This is a genomic window from Streptomyces sp. NPDC088762, assembly GCF_044750905.1.
GTDB lineage: Bacteria > Actinomycetota > Actinomycetes > Streptomycetales > Streptomycetaceae > Streptomyces.
This window is the reverse complement of record NZ_JBIVKT010000026.1, coordinates 25108-44772: the sequence shown is the minus strand read 5'-3', so window position 1 is coordinate 44772 and position 19665 is coordinate 25108. Positions and strand designations below refer to the sequence as shown.

20 protein-coding genes are annotated in these 19665 nt (G+C 71.5%); 15 read left to right on the top strand and 5 right to left on the bottom strand.

The annotated features are described in order from the left end of the window. The first annotated feature begins 227 nt into the window (after positions 1-227). The 9 genes from ACIP5M_RS35110 to ACIP5M_RS35070 all read left to right on the top strand — a co-directional run bounded on the left by ACIP5M_RS35110 (position 228) and on the right by ACIP5M_RS35070 (position 7597). Positions 228-725, top strand: a complete 498-nt coding sequence (locus tag ACIP5M_RS35110) for a hypothetical protein (protein ID WP_401204920.1) — start codon at positions 228-230, stop codon at positions 723-725. A gap of 19 nt (positions 726-744) precedes the next feature. Further along, positions 745-1398, top strand: a complete 654-nt coding sequence (locus ACIP5M_RS35105) for an HAD family hydrolase (RefSeq protein WP_401204917.1) — start codon at positions 745-747, stop codon at positions 1396-1398. Positions 1399-1441: 43 nt separating this feature from the next. Further along, positions 1442-2650 carry an MFS transporter gene (locus ACIP5M_RS35100; protein WP_401204914.1) on the top strand — a complete coding sequence of 403 codons (1209 nt, stop codon included), beginning with the start codon at positions 1442-1444 and terminating at the stop codon, positions 2648-2650. Then, positions 2601-3770, top strand: a complete 1170-nt coding sequence (locus ACIP5M_RS35095; protein ID WP_401204912.1) for an acetoin utilization protein AcuC — start codon at positions 2601-2603, stop codon at positions 3768-3770. Before ACIP5M_RS35100 ends, ACIP5M_RS35095 begins: the two co-directional genes overlap by 50 nt. Positions 3771-4074: 304 nt before the next feature. Continuing rightward, positions 4075-4905 carry a phosphatase gene (locus tag ACIP5M_RS35090; protein ID WP_401204909.1) on the top strand — a complete coding sequence of 277 codons (831 nt, stop codon included), beginning with the start codon at positions 4075-4077 and terminating at the stop codon, positions 4903-4905. A gap of 114 nt (positions 4906-5019) precedes the next feature. Beyond that, the gene (locus ACIP5M_RS35085; protein WP_008738568.1) at positions 5020-5229 is read left to right on the top strand and encodes a helix-turn-helix domain-containing protein; all 210 of its coding nucleotides are present in this window, start codon (positions 5020-5022) and stop codon (positions 5227-5229) included. 120 nt (positions 5230-5349) lie between these two features. Further along, complete coding sequence (locus ACIP5M_RS35080; RefSeq protein ID WP_003948845.1) at positions 5350-5448, top strand: 30S ribosomal protein bS22; 99 nt, start codon at positions 5350-5352, stop codon at positions 5446-5448. Between the two features lie 95 nt (positions 5449-5543). Next, complete coding sequence (locus tag ACIP5M_RS35075) at positions 5544-6611, top strand: NAD-dependent epimerase/dehydratase family protein (RefSeq protein ID WP_401204906.1); 1068 nt, start codon at positions 5544-5546, stop codon at positions 6609-6611. Beyond that, positions 6611-7597 (top strand): lysophospholipid acyltransferase family protein, encoded by a 987-nt coding sequence (locus tag ACIP5M_RS35070; RefSeq protein ID WP_401204904.1) that lies wholly within the window; start codon positions 6611-6613, stop codon positions 7595-7597. Before ACIP5M_RS35075 ends, ACIP5M_RS35070 begins: the two co-directional genes overlap by 1 nt. 142 nt (positions 7598-7739) lie before the next feature. Here the strand turns inward: ACIP5M_RS35070 and ACIP5M_RS35065 are convergent, their stop codons facing one another. The 3 genes from ACIP5M_RS35065 to ACIP5M_RS35055 form a co-directional block, all read right to left on the bottom strand. After that, on the bottom strand, positions 7740-8948 hold the full coding sequence (locus ACIP5M_RS35065; protein ID WP_401204901.1) for a DUF5667 domain-containing protein: 1209 nt from the start codon (positions 8946-8948) through the stop codon (positions 7740-7742). 211 nt (positions 8949-9159) lie between these two features. Further along, positions 9160-9972 carry an ECF subfamily RNA polymerase sigma factor, BldN family gene (locus ACIP5M_RS35060; protein ID WP_401204898.1) on the bottom strand — a complete coding sequence of 271 codons (813 nt, stop codon included), beginning with the start codon at positions 9970-9972 and terminating at the stop codon, positions 9160-9162. A gap of 418 nt (positions 9973-10390) precedes the next feature. Further along, complete coding sequence (locus tag ACIP5M_RS35055) at positions 10391-11368, bottom strand: HAD family hydrolase (RefSeq protein ID WP_401204895.1); 978 nt, start codon at positions 11366-11368, stop codon at positions 10391-10393. Between the two features lie 106 nt (positions 11369-11474). Here ACIP5M_RS35055 and ACIP5M_RS35050 point away from each other — a divergent pair, with 106 nt between their 5' ends. The 6 genes from ACIP5M_RS35050 (at position 11475) to ACIP5M_RS35025 (ending at position 18564) form a co-directional block, all read left to right on the top strand. Further along, a complete protein-coding gene (locus ACIP5M_RS35050) occupies positions 11475-11753 on the top strand; it encodes a glutaredoxin family protein (RefSeq protein WP_401204892.1) in 279 nt (92 codons plus the stop codon). Positions 11754-12026: 273 nt separating this feature from the next. Further along, positions 12027-12836, top strand: a complete 810-nt coding sequence (locus tag ACIP5M_RS35045; RefSeq protein WP_401204890.1) for a redox-sensing transcriptional repressor Rex — start codon at positions 12027-12029, stop codon at positions 12834-12836. Beyond that, a complete protein-coding gene (locus ACIP5M_RS35040; protein WP_401204887.1) occupies positions 12833-14545 on the top strand; it encodes a glutamyl-tRNA reductase in 1713 nt (570 codons plus the stop codon). Before ACIP5M_RS35045 ends, ACIP5M_RS35040 begins: the two co-directional genes overlap by 4 nt. Beyond that, positions 14542-15510 carry a hydroxymethylbilane synthase gene (gene hemC / locus ACIP5M_RS35035; protein ID WP_401204885.1) on the top strand — a complete coding sequence of 323 codons (969 nt, stop codon included), beginning with the start codon at positions 14542-14544 and terminating at the stop codon, positions 15508-15510. Before ACIP5M_RS35040 ends, hemC begins: the two co-directional genes overlap by 4 nt. After that, positions 15507-17174: a uroporphyrinogen-III synthase gene (locus ACIP5M_RS35030; protein WP_401204882.1), complete on the top strand. Its 1668-nt coding sequence runs from the start codon at positions 15507-15509 to the stop codon at positions 17172-17174. Before hemC ends, ACIP5M_RS35030 begins: the two co-directional genes overlap by 4 nt. A gap of 64 nt (positions 17175-17238) precedes the next feature. After that, complete coding sequence (locus tag ACIP5M_RS35025) at positions 17239-18564, top strand: HEAT repeat domain-containing protein (protein ID WP_401204879.1); 1326 nt, start codon at positions 17239-17241, stop codon at positions 18562-18564. On the opposite strand, the gene ACIP5M_RS35020 is transcribed toward ACIP5M_RS35025, so the two are convergent. Together ACIP5M_RS35020 and ACIP5M_RS35015 are read right to left on the bottom strand one after the other, a co-directional pair. After that, positions 18542-18784 (bottom strand): DUF397 domain-containing protein, encoded by a 243-nt coding sequence (locus ACIP5M_RS35020; RefSeq protein WP_401204876.1) that lies wholly within the window; start codon positions 18782-18784, stop codon positions 18542-18544. The two genes, ACIP5M_RS35025 and ACIP5M_RS35020, sit on opposite strands and share 23 nt — an antisense overlap. Continuing rightward, positions 18781-19605 carry a helix-turn-helix domain-containing protein gene (locus tag ACIP5M_RS35015; RefSeq protein WP_401204874.1) on the bottom strand — a complete coding sequence of 275 codons (825 nt, stop codon included), beginning with the start codon at positions 19603-19605 and terminating at the stop codon, positions 18781-18783. Before ACIP5M_RS35015 ends, ACIP5M_RS35020 begins: the two co-directional genes overlap by 4 nt. Positions 19606-19665: the final 60 nt, after the last annotated feature.

The window sequence follows — 19665 nt, the reverse complement described above, 5'->3', positions numbered from 1 at the left end:
GGGGACCCTGTGGGAGAGTAGGACGCCGCCGAACAATCATTGCGGGAAGCCCCGCACCAAATCCTTCGGGGTTCGGTGCGGGGCTTTTCTGCGTTTGCTGCCGGATGGCCGGACTAAGATCCGGCCCCACGCGGGGGACTCCCGGCCCGGAGGGCACTTCGGTGGGTGGGCCGCTGCTGTGGCCGGCCGGGGAGGAGTGGCCCACCTGTGCTGAGCCGGATGTGGAGATGGTGGCCGTCGCACAGATCTACCGGCGGGATGTGCCGGGGGAGTGGTGGCCGGATGGTGCGGATCTGCTGCAGATCCTCTGGTGCCCCAATGAGCACTGGGACGCGGGGCCTCCGCAGGACGAGGGCGCGCCGACTGTCGAGCTGCGTTGGAGGACCGCCGCCGAGGTGGTGGGCCCGGTGTCGGCCGCGGTATTCGCAGGCCGCCATGAAGAGGGATTGCTGCCGCAGCCTTGCACGCTCAAGGCAGTGGCGGCGGTGGATGACGATGCACATCCCATCAGCCGCTACGACGTGTGGAAGATCGGCGGGTTTCCCCGCTGGGTGCTCGCGGATCGCCATGAGATCCGGTGCGCGGACTGCGGTGAGGAGACCACGCTGCTGTTCACGATCTCCAGTGGCGATGTCACGGGGGTGAATGCCGGTCGTGCCGGGGAGCTGAGAATCTTCCGCTGTTCCTCCGTTCACCAGCATCGGGTTGCCGTGAACCTTCACTGACGGCTCGTAGGGTTGGGGTATGGGCTATGACCTCGTCATCTTCGACAACGACGGCGTGCTGGTGGACAGTGAGCCGCTCGCCAACAGCATCCTCGCCGAGTACCTGACGGAGCTGGGGCACCCGACCTCGTACGAGGACTCTCTCCGTGACTACATGGGGGGCGCCGTGCACCGGGTGCACGACCTCGTGCTCGAGCGGACCGGGAAGCGGCTGCCGGACGACTTCGACGAGATCCTGCACGGGCGGACCTTCGCAGCGTTCGAGCGGGAGCTGAAGCCCGTGCCCGGCGTGGAGGAAGTGCTCGGACTGCTGACCGCCCAGGGGGTCGGGTACTGCCTGGCCTCCTCCGGCACGCACGAGCGGATCCGGGTCGGGCTCCGGGTGGCCGGGCTCGACGGGTGGTTCGAGGAGGAGTGGATCTTCAGCGCTCAGGACGTCGGCCGGGGCAAGCCGGCGCCCGATCTGTACCTGCACGCGGCCCGGCACATGGGCGTCGAGCCCTCGCGGTGCGTCGTCGTCGAGGACAGCCCGCTCGGCCTGGAGGCCGCCCGGGCCGCCGGCATGGACGTGTTCGCGTTCACCTCGATGGTGCCCGCTGACCGGCTGCCCGGGGCCAGTGCGTACTTCGGGGACATGAAGCAGCTCCCGGGGCTTCTGCAACTGCCCGTGTGATCGCTCTACCCACCGGTAGTTCCGGGGCCTACGCTGTGCCGCCATGACGGTTGATGTGCGGTTGCGGCGCGGGCGCGGCGCTCTGGGGTTCAGCTTCTTCGCGCAGGGTGTCGCCTTCGCGCTGCTCGTCACGCGCATCCCGGCCATCCAGGACCGGTACGGGATATCCGACGGTCTGCTGCCCGCCTTCCTCGCCGCCGTGCCCGTCCTCGCGGGCGTGTCGAGCGTCGCCACCGAGCACCTCGTGAAGCGGGTCGCGCCCAGCGCGGTACTGCGGTGGGCGCAGCCGCTGGTGCTGCTGTCGCTGCTGGGGGTCGGGGCCGGTACCGAGATGTGGCATGTGGCGGCGGCCCTGGGGGCGTTCGGGCTGTCGGTGGGTGCGCTGGACGCCTCGATGAACATGCTGGGGGTCAGCCTGCAGCGGGCGTACGGGCGCAGCATCATGCTGGGCTTCCACGCCGCGTACAGCCTCGGCGGGATCCTGGGGGCCTCGGCCGCATGGGCCGGGGCGCACTGGCACCTGGAGCTCTTCGTGAGTTACCTGCCGGCGGTGGTGGTGCTGCTGCCGCTCGGGCTGGTGGGGAGCCGGAGTTACGTCGACGCGCCGGCCGAGGCCCAGGAGAAGGGGCTGGGGGCCGGTGGTGGCAAGCTGCTGCTGCCGCTCTGCCTGGTGATGGCGTGTGCGTACATCGGGGACTCGACGGTGGCGAACTGGAGTGCCAAGTACCTCCAGGACGTGCTGGGGAGCTCCGAGCAGCTGGCGACCGTCCCCTACAACGTCTACATGGTGACCACGCTCATCGGCCGGGCCGTCGGGGACCTGGGCGTGCGGCGCTTCGGGGCCGCGGCCGTCGTGCGGGGCGGGACGGTGGTCGCCGCGTCCGGTTTCGCCGTGGTGGCCGCGGCGCCCGGCGCGTGGGTGGGGATGCTCGGGTTCACGCTTCTGGGGATCGGGCTGTGCGTGATCGTGCCGCAGACCTTCGCCGCCGCCGGGAGGTTGTTCCCCGGGGCGTCGGACACCGCGATCGCCCGGCTGAACATCTTCAACTACGTGGGTTTCCTGATCGGGTCGCCGCTCGTCGGGGGGATCGGGGACGCGTGGAGCTACCGCGGGGCCATGCTCGTACCGATGGTGCTCGTCTTGATCACGCTTTTCCACGCCCGCTCGTTCGGCTCCGACGTGGCCAGATACGGTGTCCGGCATGAGCGGCCGCGGGTTGTTGATGTGGGACGAGGCGGTAACGAGGTATGACTTCGGACCGGACCATCCGATGGACCCGGTGCGCCTGGCGCTGACCATGGGCCTGGTGCGCGCCTTCGGGCTCGACCGGGTGATGGAGGTACGGGCGGCCCGTGCGGCCGGGGACTCGACGCTGAGGCTCGTCCACCGCGAGGACTACGTGGCCGCGGTGCGCGAGGTGTCGGCCGACCCGGGGATCGCCGACGGGTCGTACGGGCTCGGGACGATGGACGATCCCGCCTTCCACGGGATGCACGAGGCCTCGGCGTTGATCGCGGGGCAGTCGGTGGCGGGCGCGGAGGCGATCTGGCGCGGGGAGGCCGAGCACGCCGTGAACTTCGCGGGTGGGTTGCACCATGCGATGCCGGGTGGGGCGGCCGGGTTCTGCGTGTACAACGACGCGGCGTTGGCGATTGCGCGGTTGCTGGAGCTGGGGGCGGAGCGGGTCGCGTATGTGGATGTGGACGTGCACCACGGGGACGGTGTGCAGGCCGCGTTCTGGGACGACCCGAGGGTGTTGACCATCTCGCTGCACGAGCATCCGCGGACGCTGTTCCCCCAGACGGGGTGGCCCGAGGAGACGGGTGGCGCGGGGGCCGAGGGGTCGGCGGTGAATGTGGCGCTGCCGGCCGGGACGGGGGACGAGGGGTGGCTCCGGGCCTTCCACGCGACCGTGCCGGAGCTGTTGGCGGACTTCCGGCCACAGGTGCTGGTGACGCAGCACGGGGCTGATACGCACTTCGAGGATCCGCTGGCGCATCTGGCGGTGTCGCTGGACGCGCAGCGGGTGGTTCAGGAGGCGTGTCACGGGCTGGCGCACGAGTACGCCGGGGGGCGGTGGCTGGCGTTGGGGGGCGGGGGGTACGCGGTGGTGGACGTCGTGCCGCGGTCCTGGACGCATCTGGTGGCCATCGCCGGGCATCGGGGGGTCGCTCCGGAGACGGCGGTGCCGGCGTCTTGGCGGGACGAGGTGTTCGCGCGGACGCGGATGGTGGCGCCGGCGCGGATGACGGATGGGCGGCGCCCGGCTTGGCGGGACTGGGAGGCCGGGTACGACCCTGCCGACCGGACGGATCAGGCCGTTCTCGCCACGCGGCGGGCGGTGTTCCCCCTGCGGGGGATGCTGACCTGAGCGTCTGCGCTGCGCTGGCCTGCCTTGTCCTGTTCTGCCCTGCGGGGCCTGTCCCCTACCCGCCCTTCCGCCGTTCCCCGGGGCTCCGCCCCGGACCCCGCGCCTCAAACGCCGGCGGGGCTGGGTGGGCCTGGCGGGGCTGGGTGGGCCTGGCTGGGCTGGGAGGGGTCGGCCGGCTGGGTGGCCGGCTGGGTGGGGGCGGTGTGGCTGGATGGGGGTGGGGCGGCTGGAAAGGCTTAGGCCAACTGTGGGGCTGTTGCCGGTAATTGATGAGGCGCCAGGTGCGGTGAGGGAGCATCGGGGGGTGTTGAGCACCGGCGCGTTGCGTGCGCATCTGCTGGCCGCCCGGTTGGCCGGGACCGTTGCGACCTCGCGGGAGGAGAGCCTGCGCAGCTACCGGCTGTTCGCGGTGCGGGACCCGCGGGTGCTGCTGGGGCTGGAGCCCGAGTGGGGCTGGGGCGAGGGTGACCTCCTGAGGCTGATGGCGGACAAGTGCGGGGTGTCGGCGGATCCCGCGCATGTCAGCGGGCCGGACGTGATCGATCCGGAGCGGACGGTGGCAGCGCTGGAGGCGTTCGCGGGGCGGCTGCGGGCGGCGGCCGGGGCGCGGGCGCCGGTGTTGTTCGGGACGGGGCACCCGCACCGGCTCCTGGGGTTCTACGCCGGGTTGGCCGAGGCGATGTCGGCGGCGGGATGTGTTGTTCTCACCCCGGCGCAGGGGGTCAGTGTCGACATGGCGACCCGGTTCGGCGTACGCACGTACAGCATCGATTACGTACGGGGGGTCGCGCTGGTGCGCGAGCCCGGCGTGCGGTCGGCGCGGAGTGCGACCGGCGCGCACTCCCATTCGCCGCTGCCGGTGCGGGTCGCCCTCGGGGCGCTCGCGGAGGCCGGCGGGCCCTTGCCGGAACTCGTGGTGGGGGATCACGGGTGGGTCTGCGGTGCAGGTCAGTTGGGTGTGGAGGCGATCGGGCTGGCGGATACGGATGATCCGGCGCTGTTCGTCGGGGAGGCCGAGGGGCGAGTCTCGGTGACTGTTCCGCTTGATGATGCGGTGCGGGCGGACTACTACCGACCGCTTGTCCGCTACGTGCTCGACAGGGCGCGCTTGCCGGCCGGGCAGGAGTGGCCGTAGCTCCTCTTCCCCACTCGTATCACGCGCCCCTACTCTGGGGAGTGAGCGTGCGACGACGAGGAGTAACCGGAGGGGAAGCCGGTGCCCGTCATGCGCGGAAGGTCAAGGTGTGTCATGGCTGCTGGCGAGAGGCCTCTCAGTGAGGTTCAGTTCCTGACCGTGGCGGAGGTTGCCTCGGTGATGCGAGTGTCGAAGATGACCGTGTACCGCCTGGTGCACAACGGTCATCTGCCCGCAATCCGGGTGGGCCGGTCCTTCCGGGTCCCCGAGAACGCGGTCCACGAGTACCTCCGAGAGTCCTATGTGGGGGTGGAGTCGGCCTGAGACTGACCCCCGGCACGCCTCGGATTACAAGCTCAGAGCTGGGACGGGTAGGCTAGGCCGACGTAGGTCGTGTGGGCCCAGACGCCCCGCACCAGTAAAGAGAAGTGAGCGAGGGTAGTCGTGGGCTCTGTTATCAAGAAGCGGCGCAAGCGGATGGCCAAGAAGAAGCACCGCAAGCTGCTCAAGCGCACCCGCGTCCAGCGCCGTAACAAGAAGTAAACGGCAGCTGTACGTGTTCTCCGCAGCCCCTCCACCATCCTTGGTGGAGGGGCTGCGGTGCAGCCGGGGTACTTCTCGAGGGAGGCGCTGAACTCGTGGGGAAGGTCGTGCTCGTCACCGGGGCTGCCCGGCAGCTGGGCGGCCGCTTCGTGCGCCGGATCCAGCGCGACCCGGGGGTCGAGCGGGTGATCGCGGTGGACGCGGTGACGCCGCCGCACCGGCTCGGATCGGCCGAGTTCGTCCGTACGGACATCAGGCAGTCGGCGATCGCCCGCGTGCTCGCCGAGCACGCCGTGGACACGGTGGTCCATTTGGCCGTCACCGGTGGGAGTGCCGGCAGCGGCGGTGCGCACAGCGCCGTGAAGGAAACGAACGTCATCGGGACGATGCAGCTCCTCGGGGCCTGCCAGAAGTCGCCGACGGTACAGCGGCTCGTGGTGAAGTCCAGTACCAGCGTGTACGGGGGCACCTCGCGGGATCCGGCCGTTTTCACCGAGACAACGGAGCCCAAATCGCTGCCGGCGGGCGGCTTCGCCAAGGACGCGGCCGAGGTCGAGGGGTACGTACGGGGCTTCGCGCGCAGGCGGCCGGACGTGGCGGTGTGCGTGCTGCGGTTCGCGAACATCCTGGGTCCCTTCGCGGATTCGGCGCTCGCCGAGTACTTCTCGATTCCCGTGATGCCGACCGTGCTGGGCTACGACCCGCGGCTCCAGTTCGTCCACGAGGACGACGTCCTCGACGTGCTGGGGCTGGCGTCGCGGGAGCCGCGGCGGGGGACGCTGAACAGCGGGACCTTCAACATCGCGGGCGACGGGGTCCTGTTGCTGTCGCAGTGCGCGCGGCGGCTGGGGCGGCCGACGGTGCCGATGCTGCTGCCCGCGGTGACGTGGGTGGGGTCGGCGCTGCGGGCGGTCGGGGTCACCGATTTCTCGCCGGAGCAGATGAGGCTCCTGACGCACGGCCGGGTCGTGGAGACCAGGCAGATGCGGGAGGTGCTCGGCTTCGAGCCGATGTACACGACCGTCGAGACCTTCGCGGACTTCGCGCGGAGCCGGGGGAACGGGCTGCTGCCGCCCGAGCGGATGGGGCGGGCCGTGGAGCGGGTGGCGGCCCTGCTGAATGCCGATGCCGATGCCGATGCGGATGAAGGAGCGAAGCGATAGTGGCCGACGCCAAGGTCATTCCGTTCGACGAGGACCGGCCCCGACGCCGGCCGCCGCGCAGGGTGCGGGCGGTGTCTGCGCCCGAGCCGGCCGTGGAGCCCGTGGAGCCCGCCGCTCCCGAGCCCGGACCGGTGGAGCCGCGCGGGGGCGGCTGGGACCGGCGGATCGCGGGCGGCCTGTCGTTCCTGCGGCGGCGGATCACCGGGGACTACGAGGTCGACGAGTTCGGCTACGACAAGGAGCTGACGGACCAGGTCCTGATGTCCCTGATGCGGCCGCTGTACGAGAAGTACTTCCGGGTCGAGGTGAAGGGGCTCGAGAACGTCCCGGCCGAGGGCGGGGCGCTGATCGTGGCGAACCACTCGGGGACGCTGCCGCTGGACGGCCTGATGCTGCAGGTGGCGGTGCACGACCACCATCCGGCGCAGCGGCACCTGCGGCTGCTGGCGGCGGACTTGGTGTTCATGCTGCCGGTGGTGAACGAGCTGGCGCGGAAGGCCGGGCACACGCTGGCGTGCGCGGAGGACGCGCAGCGGCTGCTGGAGGCCGGGGAGCTGGTCGGGGTGATGCCGGAGGGCTTCAAGGGGATAGGGAAGCCGTTCGGAGACCGGTACAAGCTCCAGCGGTTCGGGGGGGGCGGGTTCGTGTCGACGGCGCTGCGGGCGGGGACGCCGATCGTGCCGTGCTCGATCGTGGGGGCGGAGGAGATCTACCCGATGGTCGGCAACGCGAAGACGCTGGCGCGGCTGCTGGGGATTCCGTACTTTCCGATCACGCCGACGTTCCCCTGGCTGGGGCCGTTGGGGGTGGTGCCGTTGCCGACGAAGTGGACGATCCAATTCGGTGAACCGATCCCGACGGACGGGTACGCGGCTGAGGCGGCGGATGATCCGATGCTGATGTTCAACCTGACGGATCAGGTGCGGGAGCAGATTCAGCATACGCTGTACAAGTTGCTCGTGCAGCGGCGGTCCGTCTTTTTCTGACCGTTGAGTGCCGGGGCTCTGCCCCGGACCCCGCGCCTCAAACGCCGGCGAGGCTGGGGTGGTCCGGCGAGGGCCGGGGTGGTCTGGCGAAGGCTGGGCGTGGAAAGGGCGGGCTGCGAGGTGCAGCCCGCCCCTTTCCTTGCTACTCCGCGTCCTCCGCGTTGATGCCCAGGCCCGGGAGGAGGCCCGGCAGGAGCGGCGGGAGGGTGATGTCCGGCTTGGGCTGGTCCGGGGTGCCCGGGGAGGGCGGGGCGGACTGGCCCGTCGGCGGGTTGAGGAGGTCGCCGGCGCCGCCGATCAGACCGCCCGTGGCCGGGGGTCTGGTGCTGCCCGAGGGGGACGGCGCGGGGCTGCTCGACCGGGTGCCGGAAGCCGGAGACGACTGGTGACCGGCGTCGGGGCTGCCGGGTGCGGCGGGGGTGGTGCCGGGCGCGCCGGAGCCGCGGGTCTGCTCGGGGGGCTTGGGGAGCAGACCCTGGAGCGGCGCCACGTCTTCGTCTATGGCCTGGAACACCGATTCCACCTCACCGCCCACGTCCGTGAGTTGCGGGGGGAGGTTCGACCGCAGCCGCCCCCACGTGTCGCGGTGCGAGCGGGAGAACGCGGACAGGGCCTGGATCGGGCCCAGCGAGCCGTCCCGTTCGTACGCTGCCTGGAGGAGCCGGTGGCCCTCCGCGGCGTCGTGCTTCATGCCCGCCAGTGCGCGGCGGATCTCGCCCAGGGCCTCGTGGTCCAGGATGCTTCCGCCCCGGCCGCGCTCCATCAGCCTGCGGGCCTCCGACAGACGGTTCGAGGCCTGGTCGAGATAGAGCTCGCCCCGGTCCGCATCGTCGTCGGCCATCCCGAGCTTCAGGTCCTCCATACCCCGCTTGACCGGGTAGAGGGAGTCACCGGGCAGGGCGTCGGTGCTGGCAGCGGCCACTCCGCTGAAGGCCCCTGCGGCCACACCCACGGTGAGGCCGCCCGCTGCGATGCCCTTGGACCAGCGGGAGCGGGGCCGCAATTTCCGGAGCGGGGTCGCCCGGTGGGCGCCGCGGCCGGTCCGCTGTTCGGGCAGCTGAGGGTCCGAGGCGGCACCGCCCCCGGCCCTTTCCTCCATCACCATGGCCTCCATGGCGGCAACGAGCTGGGCTCGCTGCACCACTTTGACCTCGGGGTCCAGCACCGGGCGCGGCATTCGTTCGCCGAGCACGCTCGCCAGGGCCAACAACCGGTCGTGGTCGGCAGGTTCGGCAGGTGCCTCGGACTGCTCGGCCGCCGGGTCCGGTTCCGAAAGGTCGGACGGGGTCCGATCCTCCAGGGCCTGGGCGAAGGCGTTCGCCCGCCGGTGCGGAGTCACGTTCGCGATCACTGGCGGCACCTCCTCTCGTCATGACGATCGACTCCCCAAGGTGTCCGGAAGGTTGCCTTCCTTGAGCACATCCACACTTTCGAGTGAGCGGCTTCGGGCAGGGCGTGTCCACAGGGAGCCTGCATTCCGCACAACGAGCGTCGCGGCACTTGGGTTACGGACGAAGGATGATCGGACCACAGCGTCATCGAGGGGTCACCGGTTGTAGGTGTCAGCGGGCGTCTTCGGGGAGGAGGCGGGCCAGGGTGCGGACCGCCCGGTACTGGAGGGTCTTGATGGCGCCCTCGTTCTTCCCCATCACCCGGGCCGTCTCGGCGACCGAGAGGCCCTGCAGGAAGCGCAGGGTCACGCACTCCTGCTGCTGCGGATTGAGTTTCCGTACGGCCTCCAGCAGGGCCGCGTTGGAGAGGGACTCGAGGACCGAGTCCTCGGGGGACCGTTCCACCTCGTTCGCGTCCAGCATCTCGCCGGTCGTGACTTCGAGGCGGAAGCGGCTGGACTTGAAGTGGTCCGCCACCAGGTTGCGGGCGATCGTCACCAGCCAGGCGCCGAAGTCGCGGCCCTGCCAGGTGAAGGTCGAGATGCGGCGCAGCGCGCGCAGGAAGGTCTCGCTGGTGAGATCCTCCGCCGTCGCCTTGCCGCCGACGCGGTAGTAGATGTAGCGGTAGACCGTGTCGCTGTACTGGTCGTAGAGGCGGCCGAAGGCCTCGGCCTCGCCGGCCTGCGCGCGTTCGACCAGGTCCATCATGCGGGCCTGGTCGCTGTCCGCGGTGGGGCGGCGGGGCGCGGCCTGGGTGCTCGTGCCGGCGGCTCCGGCCGAGCCCGCGGCCGTACGACCTCGTCTGCCCACCGTCGCTCCGCCGTCCGTCAGGGCATAGCAAGGGCCGGCCGGGCCGAGACCGGCAGGGACCGCGGCGAGGGCGGGGACGGCGTACGCGGTGGGGACGAAGCCGCGCAGGTGGTCGAGGACCGTTGCGCGCAGCGTAGCCAGGCCCGAGGCGTCAACCCCGACAGGTGGGTACACGGGACTCCCAGAGGCAGAGCTTCCATCACGTGCAGTGCGGGACCGTTCACCCGTCGTGGCGACAGATGGCCGGTGGCATGCGTTTGAGGAGAATAACGCTTCGTACAGGCAGCGCTACACCCAGTTGCTCAAATCACCGGTTCCGACACTTCTGTTGCGTGTCGAGGGCATATTCAGTCGCGGTTGGTGATCGATTCTTGATCACTTGGGTGTGCGGAATGGCCGCTTCCGGAGGGACCCGCGACCGAGTCGCACAGGGCGGAGTGCCGCGCGGCGGGCGCGGGTAGAGGTGAGCGAATGCCCGGGGAGGGGCCGGAGGCGGACCGGGCGGGCGCGGGCGCGCCGGCGGTGCGGGGCCGGGGCGGGCGTGGGGCCGGGAGAGGGCCCGGAGTGAGGCCCGGAGCGGGGCCCGGCGCGGCTACTTGCGGCGGCGGTGCAGGGCGATCGCGGCGGCGGCGCCGCCCGCGATCGCGCCGACCCCGGCGGCCGCCGGGACGCCGACCTTCACGGCCTTGCGGCCGGTGCGATAGTCGCGCAGCCGCCAGTCGTGGGTGCGGGCATGCTTGCGCAGTTTTGTGTCGGGATTGATCGCGTACGGATGCCCGACCAGCGACAACATCGGAATGTCGTTGTGCGAATCGCTGTAGGCGGCGCAGCGTTCGAGATCGAGGCCCTCGGCCGCGGCCAGCGCGCGGACCGCCTCGGCCTTGGCGGGGCCGTGCAGCGGCTCGCCGACCAGGCGGCCGGTGTAGACCCCGTCGACGGATTCGGCGACGGTGCCCAGCGCTCCGGTCAGGCCGAGCCGGCGGGCGATGATCGTGGCCGTCTCCACCGGGGCGGCGGTGACCAGCCACACCTTCTGGCCCGCGTCGAGGTGGGCCTGGGCCAGGGCGCGGGTGCCCGGCCAGATCCGCTCCGCCATGTACTCGTCGTAGATCTCCTCGCCGATGGCCATGAGTTCGGAGACCTTGTGGCCCTTGACGATGGACAGGGCGCTGTCGCGGGCGTCCTGCATGTGCTCGGGGTCCTCGACCCCGGCGAGCCGGAACCAGGCCTGCTGCCAGGCGAAGCGGGCGAGTTCGCGGCGGCGGAAGAACTCGCGCTTGTAGAGGCCGCGGCCGAAGTGGAAGATCGCGGCGCCCTGCATGACGGTGTTGTCGAGGTCGAAGAAGGCGGCGGCGAGGTCGTCGCCGGCGACCGGGAACTCGGGCTCGGCCGGTACTTCCTCCGCTGCTTCCGGCGCTTCCGCTTCCGCCTCCTGCGGCTCCGCGGGCGCGGCCCCCGCGGATTCGGTCAGCGCGGTCTTGCGGGCGGCCTCGGCCGAGGCCTCGCCTGCGAGAACGCTCCGCGCGGTGGCGGAGCGCCTACGGGGGGTGAGCCATCCCAGAGCGGCCATGACGCGAGCATAGCCACTGTGTTCGGGAGATCCCGAACCGATGGGATTCCGCGGCGTGAACTCTTCGGGGCGCGGTTGTTAAGGCGGGGAGCGGGAGAATGGCCGCATGAGCCCTTTGTTGCGCCGCAAGGAGAAGAAGCGTCCCGAGGACCGGGTGGTGACGCTCGTCGGGAAGCCGGGGTGCCACCTGTGTGACGACGCACAGGAGGTCATCGAGAAGGTCTGCGCGGAGACCGGTGCGCAGTGGCAGAAGAAGGACATCTCGCAGGACGAGGAGCTGTACCGGCTGTACTGGGAGCAGATTCCGGTCGTGCTGGTGGACGGCGAGCAGCACACGTTCTGGAGGGTGAACCCGGACCGGCTGCGCCGGGCGTTGGAGGGCTGACCTTCTCCCCGGTTACCATCATGGGCGATTTGTGGGGTCTCGGGGGCGTATCTGTGAGGAGTGTGTGCGGTTTTGCCCCCTTCGGTATTTGAACGGGTTCGGCGTGCCGTCGGTTCCACCCTCACCCGCCCCGGTTGCGTGACCCCGGTCACTTTGGTCGGACAAAGCGGACACAATCTTTGTGCACGCGTTCACAAAGGCATAGCCTGCTGTCGACGGGGCGGTCCTGGGACAAGTGACCGCCTGCAGCCCCGCTCATCCCGCAGGAGCATCGTGGCAACTGGCCGAACTCACCGACCGGCGACCCGCAGCCGAGGTATTCCCGAGGCCACTGTCGCCCGGCTTCCGCTGTACCTGCGCGCACTCACCGCGCTCTCCGAGCGATCGGTCCCGACGGTGTCCTCCGAGGAGCTCGCGGCCGCCGCCGGAGTCAACTCGGCGAAGCTGCGCAAGGACTTCTCCTACCTCGGTTCCTACGGGACGCGCGGCGTCGGCTACGACGTCGAGTACCTCGTCTACCAGATCTCCCGCGAGCTCGGGCTGACCCAGGACTGGCCGGTCGTCATCGTCGGCATCGGTAACCTCGGCGCCGCGCTCGCCAACTACGGCGGCTTCGCGTCCCGCGGTTTCCGTGTGGCCGCGCTGATCGACGCCGACCCGGCGATGGCCGGCAAGCCGGTGGCCGGGATGCCCGTGCAGCACACCGACGACCTCGAGAAGATCATCGAGGAGAACGGTGTCTCGATCGGCGTCATCGCGACGCCGGCCGGTGCGGCCCAGCAGGTGAGCGAGCGGCTGATCGCCGCCGGTGTCACCTCCATCCTGAACTTCGCCCCGACCGTGCTGTCCGTGCCCGAGGGCGTGGACGTGCGGAAGGTCGACCTCTCGATCGAGCTGCAGATCCTCGCCTTCCACGAGCAGCGCAAGGCGGGCGAGGAAGCCGCCGCAGCCGCTGCCGCGGGCGGTTCCTCCGTGGGCGGCGCCGCCCCCGCCGCGGCCGTGGTGCCGCCGGCCGGGCGCGCGGCCGCAGAAGCGCGCAAGGGCAACCCCGACGGTGACGTGCCGGCGGTGATGCCGGCATGAGTCTGCTCGTCGTAGGGCTGAGCCACCGCAGCGCGCCCGTCAGCGTGCTGGAGCGGGCCTCGCTGTCCGCGGATGCCAAGGTGAAGCTGCTGCACGACACGCTGGCCGCCGAGCCGGCGGCCGAGGCGGCGGTGCTCGCCACGTGCAACCGGATCGAGCTGTACGCGGACGTGGACAAGTTCCACGCCGGTGTCGCGGAGCTGTCGACCCTGCTGGCGCAGCACAGTGGTGTCGCGCTGGAGGAACTCACCCCGTACCTGTACGTGCACTACGAGGACCGGGCCGTCCACCACTTGTTCTCGGTGGCGTGCGGACTGGACTCGATGGTCGTCGGCGAGGGGCAGATCCTCGGACAGATCAAGGACGCGCTGGCGCTGGGGCAGGAGCTCCACACGGCGGGCCGGCTGATCAACGACCTGTTCCAGCAGGCGCTGCGGGTCGGCAAGCGGGCGCACTCCGAGACCGGGATCGACCGGGCGGGGCAGTCGCTGGTGACGTTCGGGCTGGAGCAGCTGTCCATGGGCGCCGAGGTGTCCCAGTGGGCCGCCGGCAAGCGGGCTCTCGTGATCGGGGCCGGGTCGATGTCCTCGCTGGCTGCGGCGACGCTGGCGCGGGTTGGCGTCGCCGAGATCGCCGTGGCGAACCGGACCGCGGAGCGGGCGGAGCGCTTGGCGGAGATTCTGGTTGCCTCAGGCACGGGTGTCGCTGCGCGGGCTCTGCCGATGGCTGCCGTTGCCGATGAGCTGGCTCGGGTTGATGTCGTTGTGTCCTGCACTGGGGCCACTGGTCTTGTGCTGACCGCCGATGACGTGCTCGCCGCCGTGTCCCAGGGCTCTGCCCCGGACCCCGCTCCTCAAACGCCGGAGGGGCTGGATTTTGCCCCCGCCGGAGATTTGGCTTCCGTTGGGGGTGTGGCCCTTGCCGGGGATGTGGCTGTCGGGCTGGACCCCGCGGTCGTGGCCCGGCTGGTTGCTGCTGCCCAGGCCGGAGGCCGGCTGGTCGATGCCGGGGCCGTGCGGACCATTGCGGCCGTGCCGGGTGGCGACGGGTGTCCCGTTGACCTGCCGGGAGGCGACGGGCGGGCCGCGTTGACCGGGGTCGACGCCAACTCGCTCGAGTTGCACGGGACCTGGGCCGATCAGGGGGAGGCCGCCGCGCAGCGGCAGCCCCGCCGGGCGGTCCGGGCCCAGGGCGACGGTACGGCCGTACGGCTGGCGCTGCTGGACCTGGCCATGCCCAGGGACATCGACGCCGCCGTGCACCGGATCCCGGGCGTGAGGCTCGTGGACATCGAGTCGCTCGCGGAGGCTTCCGCGGACGCACCCATGGCGGCCGATGTGGATGCCGTACGCGGGATCGTCACCGAAGAGGTGGCCGCGTTCGGGGCGGCGCAGCGGGCCGCGCACATCACGCCCACCGTCGTCGCCCTGCGGGCCATGGCGGCCGAGGTCGTGGCCATGGAAGTGGCCCGCCTCGACGGGCGGCTGCCCGATCTCGACGAACGGCAGCGGGCCGAGGTCACCCAGACCGTGCGCCGCGTCGTCGACAAGCTCCTCCACGCGCCGACCGTGCGCGTGAAGCAGCTCGCGAGCGAGCCCGGCGGCGCCGGGTACGCCGAGGCGCTGCGCGAACTTTTCGATCTCGACCCGCAGACGGTGGCCTCCGTCAGTCAGGCCGACAAGAACGACGATCCAGGACGGGCATCATGAACCCACGTCTCGACCAGCCCCTCCGGCTCGGCACGCGGCGAAGCAAGCTGGCCATGTCCCAGTCGGGCCATGTCGCCGACGCCGTGCGGGCGATCACCGGCCGCCCCGTGGAGCTCGTGGAGATCACGACCTTCGGCGACGTGTCGCGGGAGCACCTCGCGCAGATCGGCGGGACGGGCGTCTTCGTCACGGCCCTGCGGGAGGCGCTGTTGCGCGGCGAGGTCGACTTCGCCGTGCACTCGCTGAAGGACCTGCCGACCGCGCAGCCCGACGACCTCGTGATCGCGGCCATGCCGCCGCGCGAGGACGCGCGCGACGCCCTCGTGGCGCGCGACGGGCTGACCTTCGAGCAGCTGCCCGACGGGGCGCGGGTCGGTACCGGCTCGCCGCGGCGGATGGCCCAGCTGAACCACTACGCCCGTTCCCTCGGCAAGCGGATCGAGACCGTCCCGATCCGCGGGAACGTCGACACCCGCATCGGGTTCGTCCGCGACGGCGAGCTGGATGCCGTCGTGCTGGCCGCCGCCGGTCTGAACCGGATCGGGCGCAGTGACGAAGCGACCGACCTGCTGTCGGTCGACCACGTCCTGCCGGCTCCCGGTCAGGGCTCCCTGGCCGTGGAGTGCCTCGCGTCCGACGCGGAGCTCATCGCCGCGCTCGGCGAACTCGACGACCCGCACACGCGGGCCGCCGTGACCGCCGAGCGTTCCCTGCTCGCCGCCCTGGAGGCAGGCTGCAGCGCACCCGTGGGCGCGTTCGCCGACCTTTTGGCCGACGGACAGACTGTCAATGAAATGCGCCTGCGCGGCGTCGTCGGAACCCTCGACGGCTCGACGCTGGTGCAGCTGTCCACCACCGGTCCCGTGCCCCAGTCGTACGACGAGGCCATGGCGCTCGGCCGCGAACTCGCGGACGAGATGCTGGCCAAGGGCGCGGCCGGTCTGATGGGGGAGCGATCGCTTTGAACCCCTCAAGTCCGACCACCTCCGCTTTTCCGGCGTTCGCCGCCCACGGACACGTCACCTTCCTCGGTGCCGGCCCCGGCGACCCGGGTCTGCTGACGCTGCGTGCCGTGGAGGCACTCGCGGCCGCGGACGTACTGATCGCGGAGCCCGACGTGCTCGACGTCGTACGCACGCATGCCCGGGCGGGTGTGGACACGCCGCAGCTGACGATCGCTGACGAGGTGTCAGCAGCCGCCGGTGTACCGGTAATCCGGGACGCGGCCAATCTTGTCATGGAGGCCGCGCGCTCCGGCAGGCGGGTCGTGCGTGCCGTCACCGGTGACCCCGGGCTCGACGGGAACGCGGCCGAGGAGATGCTGGCCTGCGCCACCGGCGGGATCCCCTTCGAGGTGGTCCCCGGTGTGGCGACCGCCGTCGGCGTGCCCGCGTACGCGGGTGTGCCGCTGCGGGGCGAGCAGGGTGCGGACGTGCGGTTCGTCGACGCCCGCAACGCGTCGGCGCGCTGCTGGAGCGAGGTGGGTGCCAGCGACGGGATCCTCGTCGTCTCCGCGACGCTGGAGACGGTGTCCGCGGCGGCCGCCGAGCTGGTGGGCGCCGGGCGCAAGCCCGACACCCCGCTGACGGTGACCGTGGCCGGTACGACCACGCGGCAGCGGACCTGGACCGCGACGCTCGGGACGATCGCCCAGGTGTTCAAGCAGGGCAAGGTGCTGCCGTCGCCCGAGGGCGCCCGGCCGGTCATAGCCGTGGTCGGTGAGCACCGCGCCGCCGCGCGGCGTGAGGACATGGCCTGGTTCGAGTCGAAGCCGCTGTTCGGCTGGCGGGTTCTCGTGCCGCGCACCAAGGAGCAGGCCGCCTCGCTCTCCGACCAGCTGCGTTCGTACGGCGCGGTGCCGCACGAGGTGCCGACCATCGCCGTGGAGCCGCCGCGGACCCCGCAGCAGATGGAGCGGGCCGTGAAGGGCCTGGTGACGGGCCGCTACGAGTGGATCGCCTTCACCTCGGTCAACGCCGTGAAGGCGGTGCGCGAGAAGTTCGAGGAGTACGGGCTCGACGCGCGGGCCTTCGCGGGCATCAAGGTCGCCGCGGTCGGCGAGCAGACCGCGGCCGCGCTGGTGGAGTTCGGCGTGAAGCCGGACCTGGTGCCGAGCGGGGAGCAGTCCGCGGCCGGGCTGCTGGAGGACTGGCCCCCGTACGACCCGGTCTTCGACCCGATCGACCGCGTCTTCCTGCCGCGCGCCGACATCGCGACCGAGACGCTGGTCGCGGGCCTGATCGAGCTGGGCTGGGAGGTCGACGACGTGACAGCCTACCGGACCGTGCGCGCGTCGCCGCCGCCGGCGGACACGCGCGAGGCGATCAAGGGTGGCGGCTTCGACGCCGTTCTCTTCACGTCGTCCTCGACGGTGCGCAACCTCGTCGGCATCGCCGGCAAGCCGCACAACGTGACCGTGATCGCGTGCATCGGGCCGGCGACGGCCAAGACCGCCGAGGAGCACGGCCTGCGGGTCGACGTCCTCTCGCCGGAGCCGTCGGTTTCGAAGCTGGCGGAGGCGCTCGCCGAGTACGGCGCGGCGCGCCGCGAGGCGGCCAAGGAGGCCGGCGAGTCGGTGTTCCGGCCGAGTGAGCGGCGGCCGGGCGCGCGCCGTCGTCGTACGACCTGATCGACGAGGTCCCCCCAGGGCCCGGGTGCCGCGTGCACCCGGGCCCTGTGGCATGTTCGGGCCCATGGACCTGGTGGGAGCGGTACGGGCGCAGGACGCCGAGGCGGTGCGCGAGCTGCTGGATGCGGGCGCGGACCCGGACACCGTGGGCGAGGACGGGCTGCCGGTGCTGTGCGTGGCGGTGGCGGCGTACGCGGTGGAGACCGTACGGGCGCTCGTGGAGGGCGGCGCGGACCCGGACCGGCTCCTGCCGGACGGGACGACCCCGCTGCTGCGGGCCGTGGAGGGCGGCTCCCCGGCGGTGGTCGACGAGGTCCTGGGGCGCGATCCGCGGCTGCGGCTGCCCGAGGTCGAGCGGGGGCGGCTGCTGGACGCGGCCCGTCGGTGGTACGAGGCGGGCGCGGAGGTGGAGTTGCGTCGGCTGACGGGCGCCCTGGGCCCGGCGCGCACCCGGATCGTCCTGGACGGGGAGTCCGACCTCGTCGAGGAGGTCACGCTCGGCGGACGGACCGTACGGGCCGGACACGGAGCGGTCCTGACCCACCTGGAGTGGCAGTTCCGGATCCTGGCCCCGGTCGGGGAACTCGTTGCCCGGGCCGTGAGGTACGGAGACGAGGACCACGTCGACCGTCAGGCGGCCCGCTGGATCCTCGTGCTGCGGCGGAGCGCGGAGACCTGGTCGGCGGTGGTGGAGTACCACCGGCATCCCTCGCCCGCACACCGGGCGTTCGTCGCGGAGTTCCTGAGTCTGGGCGAGCTGATGTCGGGCGTCACCCTGCACGACCGCTGGTACCGGCAGCAGTTGGCGGTGCTGCTCCCCGACTGGGCGGACGTGGAGCCGGACGGCGGGGTCCTGGCACGTGTGCTGGGCCTGCTCAGGGACCAGGTCCACCCGCAGACGCGGGCGTTCGGGTTGCGGTACGCCGCGCATCCGGACCGGCGGGTGCGGCGCCGCATACCGCGGCTGTTCGACGAGCCACTGGACCCCATGACGGCGCAGGCGGTCCGGGACCTCGGCCGGGACCCCGACGGCGGTGTGCGGGCGGTGGCCGCGGAGACGCTGGGCCGGGAGGACGAGCTGGGGGAGCACGGCCGGACGGTCATGCTCGCCCTGCTGCGGGACGGGGATCCGGAGGTCCGGCGCAGCGCGGCGTACGGCACCGGCAGGGGCCGCGACTGTTCGCCGGAGATCGTCGAGGAGCTTGTCGCACTCCTCGGCTCCGACGACCAGGACGTCCGGCTGAGCGCCGCCTACGGCCTGGCCGGGCGGGACGACCCGCGCACCCCGCAGGCGTACGCGCGGGTGGGGCCGCTCGGACCGGAGCTCGAGGGTGACCCCCGGGCCGACGGCCTGTGGCGCTGGAGGGTCAGGAACGAACCCACCGGGTGAGGCCGGCCCAGGCGGCGGGGGCGAGGGTGAGGTGCGGGCCGTCTTGGACCTTGGAGTCCCGGACGTGGACCCCGTCGGCGGGGCAGGCGGCCATTTCGACGCAGGCGTCGCCCTCACTGCTGCTGTAGGAGGACTTCCGCCAGGTGACGGCTACCTCCAGGCACTGGCCGCCCTCGCTACCGCTGTAGCTGGACTTGAACCACTTCAGTGGGGCGCTCATGACTCTCCTAGCAGCCGGTCCAACAGGTCCTTCGTCTCCGCGAAGTTGAGGGCCTGTGACCGCAGCATCGCATACTTCTGAGTCAGGATGCTGACCTCGTTCGGGTCGCGCACGAGGAAGCTGCCGCGCTGGGTTTCCGAGTAGGCGAGGTGCTGGAACTCGGGTGTTTCCAGCAGGGTGAACGGGCCGTCGAGGCCCGCGTGGGCGCTGATGCCCAGGGGCAGCACTTGAAGCGAGATGCCGGGGCGATCGGCGCAGGAGCGCAGGTGGCGCAGCTGCTCCCGGCGAACCTCGGTGCCGCCGATCCGGTCGCGCAGGGCGGGTTCCCAGACAATGAAGCTGAGGGTCGGAGGGACGGGCCGGTTCAGGATCTCCTGGCGCTTCATGCGGTGGGCGGTCTGGAGGCCGATCTTTTCCTCGCCCATGAACGGGACTCGGCAGCCGAGCACCGCACGGGCGTAGCTCTCCGTTTGGAGCAGGCCCGGAACGGCCAGCGTGTCGAACCAGGACAGGGCGAGCGCCTCGCGCTCCCTCTCCATGTACTCCTCCGCCCAGGCCGGGATCGTGTCGACCTCCGGCATTTTGAGCGCCGCGACGGCCAGGAGGCCCGGGAGGCCGAGGACCCGGTCCATCTTCTCGGCGACGTTGGGCATGAGCACGCGCCTGCCCTGCTCAATGGAGGCGACGGTCTCGACGTCGATGTGCAGCGCCTCCGCGAAGACGCGCTGGGTCAGTCCTTTGGCGATGCGGGCGGCGGCGACCTGGGCGCCGACCATCTTCATCGCGGTTTCGTTGGGCCGGGGCCTCTTGCGTGGTGGCATGCCTGTGAACTCCCCGTGTGGGCACGAGAGATACCGGTACCAACCCGTACTCATGAAGGA